This is a genomic window from Bacillus hominis (assembly GCF_018332515.1).
Taxonomy (GTDB): Bacteria; Bacillota; Bacilli; order Bacillales; family Bacillaceae_G; genus Bacillus_A; species Bacillus_A hominis.
In genome coordinates this window covers 1-21,526 of the sequence record NZ_BOQD01000003.1, presented here as the reverse complement: position 1 = coordinate 21,526, position 21,526 = coordinate 1, and the positions used below count along the sequence as shown (strand labels likewise).

Sequence of the window (21,526 nt, the reverse complement as noted above, 5' to 3'; positions counted from 1 at the left end):
TTCTCATCCAATCTACGTTCGTTTTACATTGAAACTGTCATCGCTTGTCTTCCCATTTGAATCCAGGCTTGTTCAAAACTATTCCGATCAATTGCTCTGTGTTTGTCCTTCTTTAGTGGATCGTTAATATATACATATTGTTCATCATAATCGGTCACAACGACACTATGCTGGTGATATGTCACTTTCATTTCTCCTGCATCTGTACGCCATGTATAAAATTCATCATCAGGTAACCGTTTAAAACGGGCATTTGTTAATACCCATACAGGTTGCCCTCTGTCTATCGCCTCATATATTTGCTGAGGTTCTTTGTGACTTAGATCCTTCACTTTCTCTTCTGAAACATACTCCTTTGCCAATTCTAAAATCGGCTCTACATAAACACCTAGTCCAGGTTTATCAAATGTAGCTATATCCCCAATAAACCCTTTGTGCATATTCCCCTTTATACCCTTTCCCTGAAATGGTACAGACTTTATCTTTGCAGCGAGTTCCATCTTATCGACTTGTACACCTGAAAATTGCAACACCATAGCAAGGCTCGTTACTTCACAACCTCTCATCAATTCTGGTTTTTGTAGAATCAGCGGCACATCCAATGGCCTTACTATCACTTTTTCTTGCTCTATGGGCCTATTTTCTTTTTCAAGTACCTTTTCTGATTCTACTGATTCATTTCTCATATATTCTACTTCTGATTTTGCATTCTCCTCTTGTGGTATTGCAGGTTGTATTTTAGTAAATATAGGAATATCACCATGTGACATACCAATGTTTGTATTTAATACTGATAGTGTAAATACAAACAGGGTTGTTTTTCTAAATGGATTCATCATTATCTCTCCTCGATGCTTTATAAGGAGAGTGTAATTTGTTTATATTTAGATAAAATCATATTTATAGAAAGACAAAGTAAAATTCATATCAAGATTATATAAAGATAATTGCTTTACGTATTAATCTTATGTGCTACAAATATTGCTTTCAACAAGCAATATTTAACTTCTTTAAGTTCACGTTCTAATTTTTCGTACTTTGCAAAAAGTCCTCGAATTCTTTTCATTAAAGTATAATCTTCGAGATTTTAGGTATGTGGTTTGATTATTATTTACAAATCCTATTGCTATATGGTAATTACTATTTATCAACAATTATTTGTGAGATTTTAGTTTAGACTTTTATGTCTTTCTACACTTGTACATGGACATAAAATAGATACTTTTTAGAAGAGAAAGTATCCATTTTCATGAATATCTTTTGTTACTTATGTAGAATTAAATTTTAGTTGAATTTCACATTTAATTAGGTTTTACTATTTAGTTTTGTTTCAAATGCAGTTAAATTAGTTGAAGCCTTACTAAAATTTGGTTCAGAAAGTTGTTTAGGTCTTCGTACTTCTGTCTTCTATTGGAGCTACACCTTGTATCTCTTGTAATATAGAATTTGCTACATTTTCTCTATAAAATTCTTCAACTATATTTTTCAAATAAATACAATTTCTTTATTCCTTGAATAAAATCAATAACTCGGCATACAATACCTCTGCATCGAGCAGTTAGACTGGGCTAACTGCTCTTTTATTGAATAAATTTTTAGGGCATGTTAACAATATAGGTAATCCAAGTTTGAATACGAATAAACATTGTATTCATAGTATTTACTAGAGCAGTTAGTTTTTTCTAGCTGCCTTTTTGAGTTTTTCCGAATAAAATTCTAAATTATGTGTTCACGAGTAATAATGGTAGATAAAGAAATAGGAATTCATCATTTATTTAGTTGAGTGGATATGCAGGGGAATTTACTCCGTTATTGGATAAGGACGGAAAGTCAATGTTAAAACTATATATTCGAATAAAACAATTTATATTATTCAACTATATGGTAGCTTTAGTTTCACAAGGAAATAAACAACTTTATTATCTGTTTTGATTTCAGAAGTAAAGCTGAACTTAACTTTTTTAAAAGGAGATACTACAATTTAAGCAGTGCCTCCTTTACGTTTTTATAAGTGAGTTTTAATGACCTTATTGTTTCTATTCATTATGTCCAATGCTATAGATGGGCTGATGCAGCTTGAATTCACAGTGACTTCTTTAATTTTGTTTTTCCTTTTCTTCTAGGAATGAGCAGTTAGTTTTCTGCTGAATGCTCTTTTATATTAACTTGTTTGTCATCATATATTACGGATATGTAGCTATTAACTCATAGGGTCTTCTTTTAAAGAGCACTTGTACCTAGTGCTCTTTTTAGTTTCCTTATTTAGCTCACTTTTAATTTTACATAATATTTTTAATTCCGTTTATACTATAGTTGTAACTTTAAGTTACAACGTATTGTGGGTATCGTTATTGTTGGACAATAAAGCAGTTAGTTCATTGAGCTAGCTGCTTTATTATTTAAATAATAACAACATTAAACCTCTCCCTATAAATTGTTATTCATAACATCATTAGTTACTATATTTTAGTTTTATTTCCCACTTTTCCAGCATATTCTTTAAGAAGGGTGTTTAGCTAAAAAAGTTACCTCCTTATCGATGAGCACTCACTTATGTAGTGCTCCTTTTCATGCTGTACAATTCTGTTTTACTTGTATAATTATATATAGTTTCTTTTTTGAACCTCCCACATTCTTTTTTACAAGTTGCAATGAAACAGTTAGCTTTTTTCTAACTATCCTGTTTTTATTTTTCACTTTTTAGTTAAACGTACATATATTAACTTTGAACAATGGCCAATAGGATACTTAACCTACCTCTCTAAGAGCACATTTATATCTGTGCTCTTTTTTGAGTCACTTTAAAATAACGATTTTGTTTAGTTATCATTTGATTAATCATATTTAAAATTTTTTAACATATCTTAATTTTAATCAGGAATTACACTACCCCCCAGTAGATCTGTAGTTCCTGTAATTGAGCCTATAACTCTGATTAGAACCTGTTATAAACAACAGGTTCTATTTATGGTCATTCTTCATCCCCATCGTTGCGATAGGTAAGACTTTGAAGTTATCTCCATCTTTTGCGCCACTTAACACTGTACGTGCGAAATTCACTACATTCAAACACCTCTAGGCTACATTAAGCAATACAAACTTTATTAATGTATTCATTTCTAGCTTGAAGATAAAAAAATTCATGATTCCACATATTTATATTCTCTATCCATTTTGGATACTTTAAAAATGGATACTTATTTTATACATATTTTACTTGTATGATTTTAATCAAAATGTGAGGTGGTCGTTTATGATAAAAGGCTATGCAGCATTGCTTATTATAGATGTACAAGTGGGTTCATTTAAAGAAGAAAGAATGCTATATAAAGGAATTGAATTATTAAAAAACATTCAATTGTTAATCCATAAAGCTCGTACTGTCCAAGCGCCTATTTTTTACATGAAGTTTAATGGGAAAACAGGATCTTTATTAGAGCATGGAAATCCGGAATGGGCAATTCATGAATCTGTAGCTCCACTATCTGAAGATATCGTTCTTGAAAAAAACCACCCTGATTCATTTCATGAAACAAGTCTTCAACAAGAATTGAATAAAAGGGACATCGAACACATTGTGATTACAGGCGTTCAGTCTGAAATATGTATAGATGCGACGTGTCGACGTGCATATAGCTTAGGGTATGATGTTACTCTTGTTGAAGATGGGCATAGTACATATGACACTACATTATTATCGGCATCCCAAATTATTAAGCATCATAACGATATAATAGGTGAATGGTTTGCTGATTTGAAAAAAGCTCAGATAATTGAATTTTAATTAATCTTGAATAGGTTTTTCTTGATAGATATAGTACGAATCATTTAAATTTAGCTAAGGTATTAATCCTGTTTCCTATTATTAAATATATGTTTTACTGTATGCGATAATGTAATAATTATATTCTAATAATTAAATGCCCCTTTTAGGGCTACAGACACACCGTTATTAAGTAACAAAAAGCTTATTTTTTTCATTTTGGGGTAATTCTAAATTCTTAAGTTGATGGGCATGTGGTGCTATCCAAAAGTCAAAATAAACAAAATAGAGGAACAAATGCAGTTTTATAAATCAATGTTTGTGTCCCTGGAGTTTCCTTTAATGTTAATATTAACTGATTTAAAAATAGCCCTTGTTACTATTAAATTCCTTCCAATGATTAAGGAAGGAATTTATAGTTCAATTATACATGTTCCTTTTGATTGTTTATATGCATATCGTATTTTGACCAAAACTATATGCAAATGAGGTGAAAAAATGCCCATTACGAATCGATTTTCTACCACTACTAACGGGGCACTTGCGATTACAGGGAACACACTAGGTTTAAGTAAAATTAGTAACCAAAACCGTGCTGGTACAATCGGGGCAATTGGTGCATTCGTAACTACGAATACCGCTTTACAAGTACCTACTTTTCCTGCTGGTACAACGTTAAACTATACACAAAATAGTTCTACCGCTGTATTAAATATCCCTGCTGGTAGTACGATTCTTTACGCAGAACTCGTTTGGGGTGGAAACTATTTATCTCGTGATCAAAACATTACGAGTGTTTTAGGAAACCCTGTTTCTTTTACTACACCTGTTTCAACATACCCAATTACCCCTTCGGCTGTTACAGCTTCAAATCAAACTTTCGTTTCTGGATCTGTCACATTTGGATTCTATACACGTTCTGCAGATGTAACATCTCTCGTTCAAGCTGCTGGATCTGGCTCTTATACAACTGGCTCTGTCCCTGGACTTGTTGATCCTTTAGATGCTTCTAATGGGGCTATCAATTCTTCTGGATGGACGCTCATTGTCGCTTATCAAAATGGGACATTGCCAGCAAGAAACTTAACCATTTATGTAGCGGGTAACCGTGTTTCTGCTGATACCGGTAGTGCAGATGTAGCTGTTTCAGGATTTTTAACACCTTCCGGAGGACCTGTAAGCGGACGATTATTTTTGAGTTCTACCGAAGGGGATGCTGATTTAATTGGGGATCAGGCTCTATTCGGACCAAATTTCAGTTCATTAAACGCTTTATCCGGACCAAATAATGCCATAAATAATTTCTTCGGTTCCCAAATTAATAATGCTGCAGGAAACTTAGATACAACAGGGACATTTGGAACGCGAAATCAAAGTGCTTCTTCAGGTACAAACATCTCTGCAGGAAGACAAGGCTGGGACATTACTTCCATTGATATTTCTCCCTATTTAACAAATTCTCAAGTATCTGCCGCAATCCGTTTAACAACTAACGGAGATGCATACATGTTAAATACAGTCGGTTTACAAATTAATATAAACTCACCTAATATACAAGCAACGAAAAGCGTGAATAAAAGTGTAGCTACAATTGGAGACATTCTCACTTATACAGTTACTATCCCTAATACCGGACTTCTTCCCGCCAATAACGTTATTTTGACAGACATTCTCCCTAATGGGACTTCCTTTATACCTGGCACTGTAATGGTAGATAACATACCACAAACAAATGCAAATCCTGCCGCTGGTATATCTCTTGGAACAATCAATAATGGTGCTTCTCGTACAGTAACTTTCCAAGCGACTGTCGTTTCTCTGCCAAATCCAAATCCGATTTCTAACACTGCTAATATTACATTTCAATATACACCAATCGCCGGTGGAACGACCTTTAACGGTCTTGCAACAAGCAACTCTGCTGGAACACAAGTTAACCTCGCAGATATTAATGGCACAAAATCAGTTAATAAACTTTTTACCGATATTGGTGAAACGCTAACTTACAGTATTGCCTTAGCTAATATAGGAAATATCGCTGCAACAAATGTTATATATACGGACCCGATTCCTAGCGGGACTACTTTCATTCCAGGGAGCGTAACTGTGAACGGAGTTACCCAAGCTGGCGCAAATCCCGCTACTGGTATATCAATTGGATCTATTGCTGCTAATTCTACGACTACGGTTTCATTTCAAGTATTCGTTCCTTCTATCCCGCAAACAAATCCCATATTAAATAGTGGTACAACAACTTATCAATACATTCCTGTGCCAAATCAACCGGCAGTAAGCGGGACTGATACGACGAATATTGTCTCCACTCAAGTGAATAATGCTACTGTAACAATGACGAAAGCAGTAGATAAAAATTTTGCAGATATTGGTGATATACTAACGTACACCGTTTCCTTTACAGGTACAGGTAATACGAATGCAAACAATGTTATTTTTACAGATGTCATTCCTACTGGAACAACTTTTGTTGTAAACAGTGTAACAATTGATGGCACGACACAAGTGGGCGCAAATCCCGCTAACGGTGTGAACATTGGATCCATCCCAACTGGTACAACAAAAAATGTTTCATTTCAAGTAGTAGTAAATACAATACCCGCGTCAAACGTCGTATTTAATGGATCAAGCGCTTCTTATCAATATACCGTCAACCCTAGCCAATCACCAGTTACAAAAAACATTTCTTCTAATCTCGTTTCCACTCAAATTAATAATGCGAATGTAACATTAACAAAATCAACTAACAAACAATTTGCCACAATTGGCGAAACGATAAGTTATACAATCCTTATTACAAACAGTGGAAATACAGCTGCAACTAACGTACAGCTAACAGATTCACTTCCAAATGGAACGATATTAACACCAGGTTCGGTAACACTCAACGGTGTTTTACAAAATGTAGATTCACTCGTTTTCGTACCTATTGGTACAATACCAGGAGGAGCTACTTTCACCTTATCCTTTCAAGTAACAGTCATCAATATTACGACCCAAAATCCTATCATTAATAACGCCTTCGCTTCTTATCTATATACTGTAAATCCAAGTTTGCCACCGACTTCAAAAACAGCAAATTCTAATTCTGTTACATCAACAATTAGACTAGCAAATCTCCATGCTAATAAATCTGTAGATAAAACGTTTGCGGAAGTTGGTGATGTATTAACTTACACCTTTGCTCTTACTAACGATGGAAATGTTGCAGCGAACAATGTATTACTATCTGATTCAATTGCGAATGGAACCGCTTTTGTCCCAAACAGCGTTATAGTTAACAGTGTTACTCAGCCAGGCGTTACACCAGCTAGCATCAATATTGGTAGCATCAATGCTAATACTACAATTACAGCTTCATTCCAAGTAGTAATCACTAGCATTCCAAATCCAAACCCTATTTCAAATAGCGCTTCCATCTCCTATAACTTTATCGTTGATCCAAACACTTCACCTGTAAGTAAGAACACTACTTCAACCACTACATTTACTCAAGTAAACGATGCAAATGTCATTTCAGCCAAAACAGTGGATCGAGCGTTCGCTACCGTAGGGGATATATTAACTTATACTGTTACTTTGACGAATGCAGGAAGTGTTTCTGCTGATAGCCCTACTTTCGTAGATACGAATCCAGACGGTACTACCTTTATTCCAAATACTTTTCTTATTAATGGTGTACTTCAAAATAACGCAGATCCAAATATAGGTGTTCCACTACCTTCCATTGCTGCTAATGGCTCACTTACTGTCTCTTATCAAGTAACCGTCACCTCTTTACCAACACAAAATCCAACATTAAATTCATCTAGTACACAGTATAGCTTTATTCTAAATCCGGGCGATCCACCAACTATAGAAACATCTGTAAGTAACACTGTAAGTACACAAATTAATTTAGCAAATGTAGTGATTGTCAAAGAAGTAGATTTAACTATCGCCGATGTCGGGCAACCAATCACATATACAATTTCTTTAGCTAATCTTGGCAATACTACAGCAAATAATGTTATTGTTACCGATATAATCCCTAATGGCTCCACTATCGTACCAAATAGTATTTTTATAGGTGGTACTTTACAACAAGGTGCAGACCCTAGTACCGGTCTTCAAGTCGGCTCCATTCCTTCAGGTGGTTTTACAACGATTGTTTTTCAAATAAGTGCAAATAGTTTACCTTCACCAAATCCAGTTCAAAATAGCGCTGCACTTCAATATAGCTTTATCGCAGATCCAAGTTTACCTGCCGTTGTCAGAAACGCTACTAGCAATATAGTAACGACGCAAATTAATACTGCTAATATTGTTGCCACAAAACTAACAAGTACAAATTTCGCTGATGTTGGCGCTGTCATAACGTATGCAACAATTTTAACAAATAACGGCAATATCCCTGCTTCTAACGTAACGTTTACAGATATCATTCCAGCTGGTACCATCTTCCTTCCTAATACTGTAACGATTAACGGTGTCCCTATAGCAAATGCAAACCCTGCTAATGGCATTTTAATTGGGACGATAGGAGCGAATTCATCACGTACTGTTGCATTCCAAGTTTCTGTACCAACTATTCCTAGTCCAAATCCGATTACGAATCAATCGAGCACTACATTCCAATACACATACGACGCATCCAAATCAGTTGTAACGCAGATGGTGGCCTCTAACACCGTACAGACAACTATTAATAACGCTACGATTGCCGCTGTAAAATCGGCAGATAAACACTTTGCTAACGTAAATGATATTATTACGTATACAACTACTTTAACGAATAACGGGAACACACTTGCATCAAATGTAATTTTTACAGATGTAATTCCAAACGGAACATCATTTATTCCTAATAGTGTAACAGTAAATGGCAATACACTTCCTAATACAAACCCAGCAAGTGGAATTGCAATTGATCCAATAAACCCTAATACAAGTGCAACAATCTCATTTCAAGTAATAGTAAATTCCATTCCTAGTCCAAATCCAATCCCGAACCAAAGCAATACAGCGTACCAATATGTCATAGATCCTAACTTACCTCCAGCGTCCGCCAATGCGTTAAGTAACGTAATAACAACTCAAATTAATAACGCTACAATCGTCGCTACGAAGTCAGTGAATACACCGACAGCTGCAATTGGGGATATCGTTACTTATACGATTGCAGTTACGAACACAGGGAATATCCCTGCTAGCGCTACAGTTTTAACAGATGGACTCGGTGCAGGCGCCTCATTTGTGCCAAACTCTGTAACTATCGATAATATTCCGCAGCCAGGGTTAGATCCATCACTTGGTATTCACTTAGCAGATATTCCCCCAGGAGATACTGTATTCATTACTTTTCAAGCACAAATTTTAGCGATACCACCTAGTGGCACATTAACAAATAATGCTCTTGTAAATTATGAATATACCGTAAATCCAAACCAATCACCCGCTGTTGGTAGTACAGTTACGAATACGACGGTTACGCCAATTATTGATGCAACTCTTTCTATAAATAAAACTGTCAATTCAAGATTTGCTACTATTGGAGATACACTGACTTTCACTGCTATCATTACTAATTCCGGTAATACTACCGCAAACAATGTTATTTTTACAGATGTAATTCCAAATGGTACATCATTTATTCCAAACAGTTTTACGGTAAATGGAACAACTATTCCTAATGCAAATCCACAAAATGGTATCAATATTGGCAACTTGAATTCAAATGCATCTGCTACACTCAGTTTTCAAGTAAACATTACATCACTCCCAAATCCGAATCCAATCCCAAACCAATCATCGCTTCAATATAGCTTTATTGTAGGTATAAATGAACCGCCAGTTTCACGAACAGTTCAATCTAATAAAACTTTTACACAAGTAAATACTGCTTCCGTTATCGCAACAAAAACTGCAAGCAGTGCATTTGCTGCTGTTGGAGATACAATTACGTATACAACTACCCTCACCAATAGCGGAAATACTACCGCAAACACACCTGTTTTTATCGATATATTACCACCTGAACTTTCATTCGTTCCTGATAGCGTACAAATTAATACCATCCCACAACTTGGATTTAGACCAGATAGCGGGATTTCTTTAGACTCAATTCCAGTTGGAGGAACGACAACAATTAGCTTTCAAGCTATCGTTGGCTCAATACCAGTTACAAATCCAACTTTGAACCAGTCTAGCACGACATACTCGATCATTGTTGATCCTACCCAGCCGCCGGTGACAGAAACAGCTACAAGTAATCCAACTTTAGTTCAAATTAACGAAGCGATTATTCAAGCAACGAAAAGTGTGGATCGACTATTTTCTGACGTAGCACCTGGAAATTCATTTTTAACGTATACTGTTTTATTGGAGAATATAGGAAACACAACTGCTACGAATATCATTTTTACAGATCCGATTCCAAATAATACAGTGTTTATAGCGGATAGCGTTCGAGTAGGCGGGGTTTTATTACCTGGGGTAAATCCAGCGAATGGGGTACCAATTGGGGATATTATTGCAGGAGATTTTACAAACATTACCTTCCGCGTGCAAGTAGTTAGCATTCCAAATCCAATTTTCACAATTGGACCTGGGGGGCCAAACTCACCAGTTGTAAATGGCGCTTCTATTGATTATCAATTTATGACAGGACCTAATTTACCACTCGTTTCAAGAAGTACGACATCCAATCCGGTTTCGACACAAATAAATTCCGGAGAAATTACACTTGTTAAATCTGTAGATAAAACTTTCGCAACAATTGGCGATACAATTTCTTATACGATTACATTAAGTAACCCTGGAAATGTTACTTCACAAAATATAATTTTCACAGATATTTTACCTGACGGAACGACATTCATATCTGGCACTCTTACAAACGATTCTGGTACACAGCAGATCGGAAATCCAGCTAACGGGATTCAGATTGGAAATATAAATCCAAACGGAACGGCTGTGATTACTCTCAACGTACTTGTTACAAATATTCCAAGTATAAATCCAATTTCTAATTCTAGTTCTGTACAATTTTCACATGTGGTCGACCCTAGCCAACCTTCCGTATCACAAATGAATGTATCTAATGCTGTTTCGACAACTATTAATAGTGCAATTTTAACAACCCAAAAAAGTGCTGATAAATCTATCGTTTCAGTTGGAGATACGATTACGTATACAACTACTATTACAAATACAGGAAATACAGCCGCTACGAATATTACTTTCACAAGCGCTATTCCAGCTAGCATTACCTTTATACCAAATTCATTCACGATAAATGGCGTTCAGCAGTCTGGTGCACAACCAGCACTGGGAGTAACTATACCAAATATCGCACCGGGTGAAACAGTAACTGTTACTTTCCAAGTAAATGTTATTTCTGTTCCCCCTTCAAATTCGATTATGGGTAATGACACAATTTTATATTCTTATACTGTCGATCCAAACGGAACTCCTATTACAACTTCTATTTCAACAAATATCGTTACAAACCCGGTACTAGATGCTATGATAACGATGGTGAAATCTGTAGATCAAACACTTGTAACACTAGGTGATACCATTACCTATACGACAATTTTAACGAATAGCGGTAATACAAACGCTACGAATATTACTTTCACTGACCTCATACCAGATGGTACGACGTTTATAACTGATAGCGTTACAATAGATGGCATCACACAAATCGGGCTCAACCCTAATACAGGTATTACAATTGGATTAATTGCTCCTAACAGCTCAATATCTATAGCATTTCAAGTTACCGCTACTTCTACACCAGCCCAAAATCCTATTGCCAATTCCGCTACTGCTTCTTACACATTTATCGCTGATCCTAATGCCCCTATTGTTTCAAGGACCGTTACTTCAAACACAGTGTTCACTACGATTAATACAGCTACCATTCTTTCATTAAAACAAGTCGATAAATCCTTTAGTCGTATTGGAGACACACTCACTTATACTGTCGCTTTAACAAACAATGGAAACTCATCTGCGCAAAATGTTATATTCACAGATACCGTACCGAGCGGAACAGCATTTATTGCAGACACATTTTCTATTAATGGAATTCTTCAAAGTGGTGCAAATCCAGTGAACGGTGTAAATATCGGAACTATAACAGCTGGGACTACAGTAACAATTTCGTTCCAAGTTACTGTAACGTCATTACCAACTGAAAACCCCATTGTAAATTTCTCATCAACATCGTACCAATTAGTCTCACCGCCTGATGCAGAAACTTCAATTAGCAATCCTGTTTCAACGCAAATTAAAGAAGCACTATTATCCATGACGAAAAATGAAAGTGTATCCTTTGCAGATATCGGGCAAACTGCTTTTTACACTACTTCTATTTCGAATATAGGAAATACAGATGCAACTAATATTGTATTCACAGATGTATTACCAAATGGAGTCACATTTGTTCCTAACACATTAACTGTCGATGGTGTTTTACAACCTGACGCGAATCCAAATACAGGTGTATTACTTGCAACACTTCCGCCTAATGAAATATATAGTATCGTCTTTCAAGTTACAGTGAACAGCATTCCCCCTATTAATCCAGCACCAAATACAGCATCAACAACATATGAGTTTACTGTTGATCCTGTTAATCCTCCAGTATTAAGTGCGGCTACTTCCAACACTACGCTTCTTCAAATAAACAACGCGAATATTATAAGTACAAAAACAACAGATCTTACTTTTGCGGATGTTGGTAATACAATAACATTTACACTTAACCTCCCGAATACAGGGAATGTGACTGCAACTGATGTTACCGTTATCGATACGCTTGATAGCAATTTAACTTTTGTTCCAAACAGTTTCACAGTTAATGGGCAAACCATTCCAAATGCTGATTTATCTACTGGTGTAAATATCGGTTCAATTAACGGTGGTACTGCAGCAATTATCACATTCCAAGCTACCGTTACAACCCTACCAATCAACAACCCTATTTCTAATTCAGCTCTTACCACTTATCGTTATATTGTTGATCCAGACCAGTCACCTATTACAACTTCCAATCAATCTAATACAACGACAACACAAATTAATAGTGCTATTCTTACTGCACAAAAAAATTCAAATGTGTCAACAGTAGATATTGGGCAAGATATCATCTACTCCGTTACAATTACAAATAGCGGAAATGTTAATGCAACGAATGTTATTTTTACCGACGTTATTCCAGACGGAACTTCCTTTGAACCAAATAGTTTTACACTTAATGGAACTATTATCGAAAATGCAAACACCATTACAGGTGTCCCAATTGGTGATATCGCGCCAAACGAATCTGCCATTGTAGAATTTCATATTACTTCAAATGAAATCCCGGCTATTAATCCAATTACGAATCAAGCTAGCGTTAGCTTTCAGCATATCGTTAATCCAGATAATCCTCCTGTTTCAAAAAACATTACTTCAAATAGTGTTATCACAACAATTGAAAGTGCTATTTTAACTACTACTAAAATCGGTGATAAAGCTTTTGCAACGATTGGTGATACAATTACGTATACAACTACAATTACGAATACTGGAAATATCCCTGCCAATAACGTTATTTTCTCAGACCCGATACCATCGTGGACACAATTTGTTGCCGGATCCGTTATTGTTGATGGCACTCCATTACCATCCACTTCTATTACCAGCGGTATTGGCATAAATACGATCATTCCAAATCAAACTGTAACAATCATATTCCAAGTTCAAATCGTAAGCAATCCATCAACATTCACACCTGAACTCCAAAACTTAGCATTTGTTAACTTCCAATATAACGTAGGCAATGCATTACAGGCTCAGCCTGGCAATGTGGAAACGAACGTCTTCGTTACTTCTATTCATTCAGCAATACTTTCAGCTGTAAAAACTGCTAGTACAGCCTTTGCGAATATTGGAGACACGATCACTTATACAGTTTTAATACAAAATAGCGGCAGTACAAACGCTACGAATGTAAATTTCTCAGACCTCATTCCAGCTGGAACGACCTTTATTGAAAATAGTTTTGCCGTAAATGGAAGTACCATTCCAGGTGCAAATCCAAATAACGGAGTTAATATCGGAACCGTTAGTACGAACAGTTCCTTAACCGTTACTTTCCAAGTCATAGTTACATCTACTCCGCCTTCAAACCCAATTACAAACGTTGCATCCGTTCAATACGAATTTCTTGTTGATCCGACTTCTCCTCCTGTTACAGGCACAATTACTTCTAATAGTGCTTCTACACAAATTAATAATGCTACTGTTACAACGGTTTTAGAAGCAAATCGAACAATTGTATCTATCGGAGATATAATTACGTATACAGCAACATTAACAAACACTGGAAACTTCCCTGCAAACTCGGTATTACTCATTAACGGTGTTCCTGAAGGGGCATTATTTGTTCCCAATAGTGTTACGCTTAACGGAATTTCACTTCCAGATGCAAGTCCAACTCTCGGTATTCCAGTTGGCATTATCGCACCAGGTGATTCTGCTACAATTACGTTCCAATTTCTTGCAAACTCTATTCCGCCACAAGGAGCAATTATAAATCAAGCACTTACAAGTTACACATATATTGTCGATCCAAGTCAACCTCCAGTTACAGCAACATCTTCATCTAATACGGTTAATACAGCTGTCGTTGATGCATCACTATCTGTAATTAAAAATACAGATTCCCTCGTACAGTCTACTGACGGTACAATCACTTACACTGTAGTCGTTCAAAATAACGGGAATACAACTGCAAATACAGTTACTTTAACAGATTTGGTCCCAGAGGGAACTGCATTTATTCCGGATAGTGTGACCATTAATGGTGTTTCAGCTCCAGGTACTGATCCAAACGTAGGGATCTCATTAAACTCCATTGCACCTTCGGAAATCGTCACCGTCACATTCCAAGTTATCGTTCAATCCATTCCAAGCGTGAATCCAATTTCTAATATAGCTCGTATTGACTATACTTTTATCGCTGATCCAACTGCTCCTATCATCTCTCGAACAATTACGTCTAATCCAGCTTTCACACAAATTTCGGATGCGAATGTTCTTTCTTTAAAAGCAGTCAATGCACAACAAGCAACAACAGGTGATATTTTGACCTATACGATAACGCTAGAAAATACCGGAAATATTCCAGCTACGAATCTCATATTTTCAGATACGCTTCCAGAAGGGACTACATTCGTAGACAATAGTTTTACACTTAACGGAACAACTATACTTGGTGCCAATCCAAATGTAGGTGTTACTTTGCCTAACCTAGCAGCAAACGCTACTCACCTTATTGCTTTCCAAGTTCTTATTAACGATCCATTCTCGCAACAATCGATTACAAATCAATCTAATACAACATATACAATTCAACCAGATCCAGGGCAACCGCCTATTACTGAAACATCTACAAGTAATATTGTCATTACAAATTTCGTGCAAGCACAATTAACAATTACAAAAACGTCCAATCCAATAACTGTAGATATTGGCGGAACTATACTTTATATTTCTGAAGTGAAAAATAGCGGCAATGTTGACGCAATAAATATTATTTTTACAGATTCGATTCCAGTTGGGACTACATTCGTTCTCGACAGTGTCACAATTAACGGTGTACTTCAGCCTGATGCAAATCCCGAAAACGGAATACCAATTGGAAAGATTCCACCAAACAGTTCCAAAACAATACTATTTCAAGTACAAACAAATAATCCACCTACTGAAACCGAAATTGTAAATCAATCTTCAGTAACTTACCAATATATAAGTATTCCTACAGCTCCACCAGTGAATCGCTCTGCAAATTCTAACATTGTTACAACATCACTTCAAAATGCGAATATTATTTCCGTTAAAAGCGCAGATGTAACTTTCGTCTCCATCGGGCAATTTATTACCTACACAAATACACTACAAAATATCGGAACGGTTCCAGCTAACAATACGGTGTTCATTGACAACATTCCAGAAGGGACAATATTCATTGAAGATAGCTTATCAATAAATAATGTCATTCAGCCTGGTACGAATCCTGAAAATGGAGTAACTCTCGGCACGATACAACCAGATGAAACAGTCACTATTTCATTCCAAGTACAACTTACAAATATACCTGAAGACAATACAGTCATTAACATCTCAGACACTTCATATGAATACCAAATTGACCCTAGTTCTCCAATTATTCAGCGTAGATCATTATCAAATACAGTAAACACGGAAGTCCGTACAGCAAATGTTAGTGCAATTAAATCTGCTAACAGATCCATTACACGCATCGGTCAAATTATCACATATACCATCGCAGTTACAAATGCTGGTACAGTACCTATTACAAATACTCTCCTAATTGACGCAATCGCTGCTGGCACCACATTCGTTCCAGATAGCATTCTTGTAGATGGCATACCAAGACCTAACGAAAATCCAAGTACCGGAATCTCACTTAATATTATCCTTCCAAACAATACAATTATCGTTACATTCCAAGTAAATGTAGACTCGATACCTTCTCAAAATAACATGAATAATATCGCCGTCATCCACTATGAGTATCAGCCAGACCAAAGCTTACCACCAATTTCAGAAACGACATCTTCCAATACTACAAATATACAATTTATTGATGCCATTCTTATCGCTACAAAATCCGCTAATACAGTATTAGCTAATATTGATGAAACTATTGAATATACAGTACTCATTCAAAATAACGGATCCACTACAACTAACTCCATCTTTTTTACTGATATTATAGAAGATGGAACAGTATTTATTTCGGGGAGTGTAACAGTTAACAACACTGTACTTCCTGCAGCAGATCCGAATATCGGCTTTTCCATCCCGAATATCACATCAGGTCAAGTAGCTACAATAACATTCCAAGTTTCGGTTACGAATTTACCTGCTGCAAACCCAACACCTAATACTGCAAACATCGTCTACGACTTTATTTTCAACCCTGACTTTGCACCAATTCAAAAATCGACTACTTCCAACACTACTTTCGTTCAAATTAATGATGCTGATATCGTTTCACTTAAAACTGTTGATTTGACTTCTGTAACAATTGGTGATGTTTTAACTTATACAACAACTTTAACAAATACAGGGAATACGGATGCTACTGCTCTTGTATTTACAGACAATATTCCTGGTGGAACAACCTTTATAGACGGTAGCGTTTTAGTAAATAACATTCCGCAGCTTAATGCCAATCCAAGTACCGGTATATTGTTAGGAACGATTGCTCCTAACATTTCTATCCCAGTCACATTTTCTGTTACTGTCGTAGCGCTTCCAGCTAGTGGTCGTATTCAAAATCAATCCACTTCTCGTTATACAATTAATAGCGAAGAACAAATATCAACTAGTAATATTACCTTCACTGAAGTTATTTCTGCTAATATAATTGCAACAAAAACAACGCCTATCCAATACGCTGACCTACAAACGATTATCCCTTACACTATTTCCATCACAAACAATGGGAATATACAAGTGGAAAATATTATCGTTACAGATATCATCCCAGCAAATACGAGCTTTATAGAGAATAGTGTTATTGTGAATGGAAGCGCTCGTCCAAATGATAATCCACTTAGCGGGATACAACTTGATAACATTCCGCCTAATACGACAGCAACTATTCTATTCCAAGTACGGGTTACTTCAATTCCGCAAACAAATCCAATCTCTAATACGAGTACAATTGAATACCAATACACGTTACCAAACCAGCCGCCTATTACCGAAACTATTATTTCATCAGCTGCCGTAACAACAATTAATCATGCGACTTTGAATAGTAATAAAACTGTTGACCTTGCATTTGCAACGGTTGGTGATGCGTTAACGTATACGATTACACTAAATCAAACCGGTAATGTTGCAGTAAATGATGTAATCATTCAAGATATTATTCCTCAAGGTACTACGTTTATAGAAAATAGCGTCATTGTAAACGGAGAAACTCTTCCAGGAGTGAATCCAGTAAGCGGCATACCAATTGGTACTATAATTGTAGATGGAGATGCTATCGTTTCATTCCAAGTAACTGTGACTACTATTCCAACACCAAATGAACTAAACAACAACGCAATTACTACTTTTAACTATATAGTCAACCCAAATAACGTACCCGTTACAAATACGACTACAACAAATACCGTCACAACTACTGTCCAAAATGATAATGTCATTGCCATAAAATCTGTTGATGTAACGAATGCCTTACCTGCTCAAACTTTAACGTATACAATTACGATTATGAATAGCGGTAATGTAACGATTGAAGACCTTCTTGTTATAGACACCATACCAATAGATACGACTTTTGTTGCTGGTAGTGTTACGATTAACGGAATCAATCAGCCTAATGAGAATCCGGAAAATGGTATTACGTTAGGAAATCTTGCTCATAATGACTCTGTCATTATTACGTTCCAAGTGACAATATCTTCTTCTACTCTTCAACCTACAATTAATAACGATGCTACTGTTTCCTATACCGTTATCATTGATCCAGATGAACCACCTATTACAATTACAAAGCAAACAAATACCGTTACAACAACATTAATCGAGCCAATAATTAACATTGAGAAAACAGCAGACAAATCTATCGTCGTTATAGGAGATGTTATTACATTCACATTAGAGGTATTTAATGATTCCACAATTCCGACAATTAGTACTTCTGTTATAGACACAATTCCAGCTGGTACAACATTTATAGAAAACAGCGTAACTATTAACGGTACTTCGGTTCCAAATGTTCGTCCAGACACTGGTATTAATATTGGTTCTTTATCTGCAGGTACAGTAGCAACTATAACATTTCAAGTCCTCGTAACTTCTATTCCTTCAAACAGTACAATTATAAATTCTGCAACAGTTACCGCTGCTTTTCAATTGACACCACAGGATCCAATTATTACTTTCATTGTTAATTCAAATATTGTTCGTATACCAGTTCAATTTATAACTACAACAGTCACGAAAAATGCTTCCGTCAGCTCAGCTTATTTAAATCAATATTTTGATTACACGGTACGCATTACAAATACTTCCAAAATTTCACTCTCAAATATTTCGTTACAAGATACTATTCCAGCAGGTTTACAATTTATAAACGGCACTGTCTTTATTAACGGTGAACGCTCTCCACTAGCGAATCCGAATATCGGTTTCCTAGTTGCCACTAATTTAGAGCCAAACGAAACAATTATCGTGTTATTCACAGTACAAGTAATAAGTCCACCTGTTAATAATGAGTTTAAAAATACGGCCAATATTTCGTTACAACTTCAAGTCTCGCCTACCGATCCACCAATTACAGTAACCGTTACAAGTAACGAGAACATCGTCACCTTTGTTCCAGAAAATCCAGATGAAACACTTCCAAATTTAAATTGCTTCTTTGACGGTGAACGCTTCATTCGCATTACTCCTCGAAATATAAGAAATTACCTTTGGGCTTGGATTTGGTGGCAGTAATTAAATAAAAAATAAAAAGCTTGTAATTTGGATGTTATCCAAATTACAAGCTTTTTTGACATGGTACCTCTAGTTACTTAATCTATTTCAAACCTCTGATAAAAAATTATTCAGTCAATTTTTTAGTTGAAAAGAAAATATTAAGAAAAGTAAAAGGTGAAATTGAAAGAAAAGTGTAAAAGCTTGTTCACTTATATAATTTATGTAAGAAATACAGGTAATGTATATGAAGCAATCGAAGTTATGAAAATAAAATATATAATACGGGGTATAGCTAGTATTGATATTTGGCAGCTAATATCTAATTCGGTAACCAATCAAATTAACTCATTTTACTTTCTTGGGTAAAGCTGAACCTGAATGTTCAATTATTGAATGAACATGAACATTAATTTGGGCATCACTAAAATAATTTTCGCCTTGATCCCAATTCTTACGTATTTTCTTCCATTTTTTATAATTATGCCGCTTATATACTTCTCCTAACGCTAATACATCTACCTTATATTTTTTTTGAACAAGCTTTATTGATTTTTGAATCCTTTGTTCCACCTCTTTTGAAATATCCTTCGTTAAGCGTTTTTCATTCATGAATTTTTTATGATCACTAAAATGCAACTCCGCTAAAGCACCTTCGAGAAATAGATGAATATCAAACTTCGGTTTTGTAGTATTTTCAGTAAATACCTGTATTTTTCGGTGTAGCTTATGAATTTCATATGTAATAAGCTGGTCCTTTTTACGTATGGTAAAATAACCTCCTAATTTTTCACCGATTATAAAGTTTATTCCCACTGTCTGTTCGCCGTTTAACATTCCAACACACTTGTTATCCTTCCCACGAAACAACGCAGCCCCATCCATTTCTATCCCCTGTTTTGTAGGTTTTAAGACAGGTAGTACAAAACTTCGGTTTGAAATTATCTTTTCCTGCACGTCACCAATTCTTGCTGCCTCAACCATCTGAGCATTTTTAGGAGGGTGTTCAGCTAGCATATCAATATACTGTGCCGGTAAATTTTCTGGTTTTGCATTTTGTTTCAAGATTGCTTCTGCATTTTTCTCAGAAACAAATAGACGAATATTTCTTCTCATTTCATGATCTCGAATGTATACATCTAACGTATTTTGTAAAACATTTGGATTCGATAGTAATTCTTCAGAAAAAATGATTACTTGTATATGTGGAAAAAATAAAGTACGACTAATCTTTTTAGCGATTATTCGTATTTGTTCAAACACACTATCTCCTTTTGCACTCACATCAATATAATTATTCCCTGCGCCTTTTCCACCTTCTTGCGTTAACTTACTGGGAAGTACCATTTGATACGTCCCTTTCATAATTGGATTAGATTTCTTTTCCTTAACAATATCGTAAGCGGCACCTACTACAAAGCCTCTTTCTTCTATCTCCGCTAACTCAGAGCAACCGCTGATAGCCCCAGCTATAAGCGCAATTGTTATAACTTTAAAAAGACATTTCATTTCCACCATTCCTTCATTTTATCTTATATACAATAAAAATTAGTAAAGGCGCTAACACAATAAATCTCATATCAAATCACTTAAAATCCAAATAAGCCCACTGTGTGAAAAGAAAGTTTGGATAGCGATATCTCGAGGCATAGAAGATGCACCTATACATCACTGGTTGAAGATGCCACAAAAAACAAGTTCCCAACATCTAAGTTTTTCATCTCTATACTCAAATGATTTCAATTATTTTTGCTTCTCAAGATTCATTATAGAACCTTTATTTTTTTGATTAACTTAACAATTAATCTTCATGTAATTAAAAAGATAGATTATTGATTTTTATGAAAGGAAAAGATGTTTATGACACTACATGGACGTTCAGAATATTTACTGAAAGAATGAATGAAAAAATTACACTGTAAGAATAAATTTAATTTTGTGTTTTTTGAAGACAGCAGATGCAACGGACCTGAAGGTAGCTGTTTTAAGATGGGTGGTGAATTCGAACTTTTATTACAAAGAGCAGCTAAATTAGATCCCTTGTTTATTATTCATGGAGGAGACAAGGTTTATACAGTAGAAAAGAAATATGTATAACACTAAACAAAATCATTATCCCTAAAAACAAAATATACGGATTAAATAATTATAAAGTAGACTATTTAGAAAAATAATTATATCTTACCCGGCTTAATCCTATTTTAGCAATGCATGCGCAACCTAATATAGGGGTAGCGTCAGGAAAATGCGGAT

The 21,526-nt window shown here is 35.6% G+C and carries 4 protein-coding genes; 2 read left to right on the top strand and 2 right to left on the bottom strand.

The genetic code is table 11. The annotated features are described in order from the left end of the window. Positions 1-23: 23 nt before the first annotated feature. Complete coding sequence (locus tag KI356_RS00555) at positions 24-839, bottom strand: C39 family peptidase (protein WP_001997354.1); 816 nt, start codon at positions 837-839, stop codon at positions 24-26. A gap of 2,414 nt (positions 840-3,253) precedes the next feature. Between KI356_RS00555 and KI356_RS00545 the strand changes: the two genes are divergently transcribed. Both KI356_RS00545 and KI356_RS00540 read left to right on the top strand, forming a co-directional pair. Continuing rightward, positions 3,254-3,784, top strand: coding sequence for a cysteine hydrolase family protein (locus KI356_RS00545; protein ID WP_000589748.1), 531 nt, complete (start codon positions 3,254-3,256; stop codon positions 3,782-3,784). Positions 3,785-4,261: 477 nt separating this feature from the next. After that, positions 4,262-19,294, top strand: a complete 15,033-nt coding sequence (locus tag KI356_RS00540) for a beta strand repeat-containing protein (protein WP_001123145.1) — start codon at positions 4,262-4,264, stop codon at positions 19,292-19,294. 327 nt (positions 19,295-19,621) lie between these two features. Here KI356_RS00540 and KI356_RS00535 read toward each other — a convergent pair whose 3' ends face one another. Beyond that, positions 19,622-20,782: a Ger(x)C family spore germination protein gene (locus tag KI356_RS00535; protein ID WP_000649885.1), complete on the bottom strand. Its 1,161-nt coding sequence runs from the start codon at positions 20,780-20,782 to the stop codon at positions 19,622-19,624. Positions 20,783-21,526 lie beyond the last annotated feature (744 nt).

Excerpts from the sequence above, each read along its gene's own strand:
- KI356_RS00555 (WP_001997354.1), bottom strand. The coding sequence starts at position 839 with ATGATGAATCCATTTAGAAAAACAACCCTGTTTGTATTTACACTATCA.
- KI356_RS00545 (WP_000589748.1), top strand. The coding sequence starts at position 3,254 with ATGATAAAAGGCTATGCAGCATTGCTTATTATAGATGTACAAGTGGGT.
- KI356_RS00540 (WP_001123145.1), top strand. The coding sequence starts at position 4,262 with ATGCCCATTACGAATCGATTTTCTACCACTACTAACGGGGCACTTGCG.
- KI356_RS00535 (WP_000649885.1), bottom strand. The coding sequence starts at position 20,782 with ATGAAATGTCTTTTTAAAGTTATAACAATTGCGCTTATAGCTGGGGCT.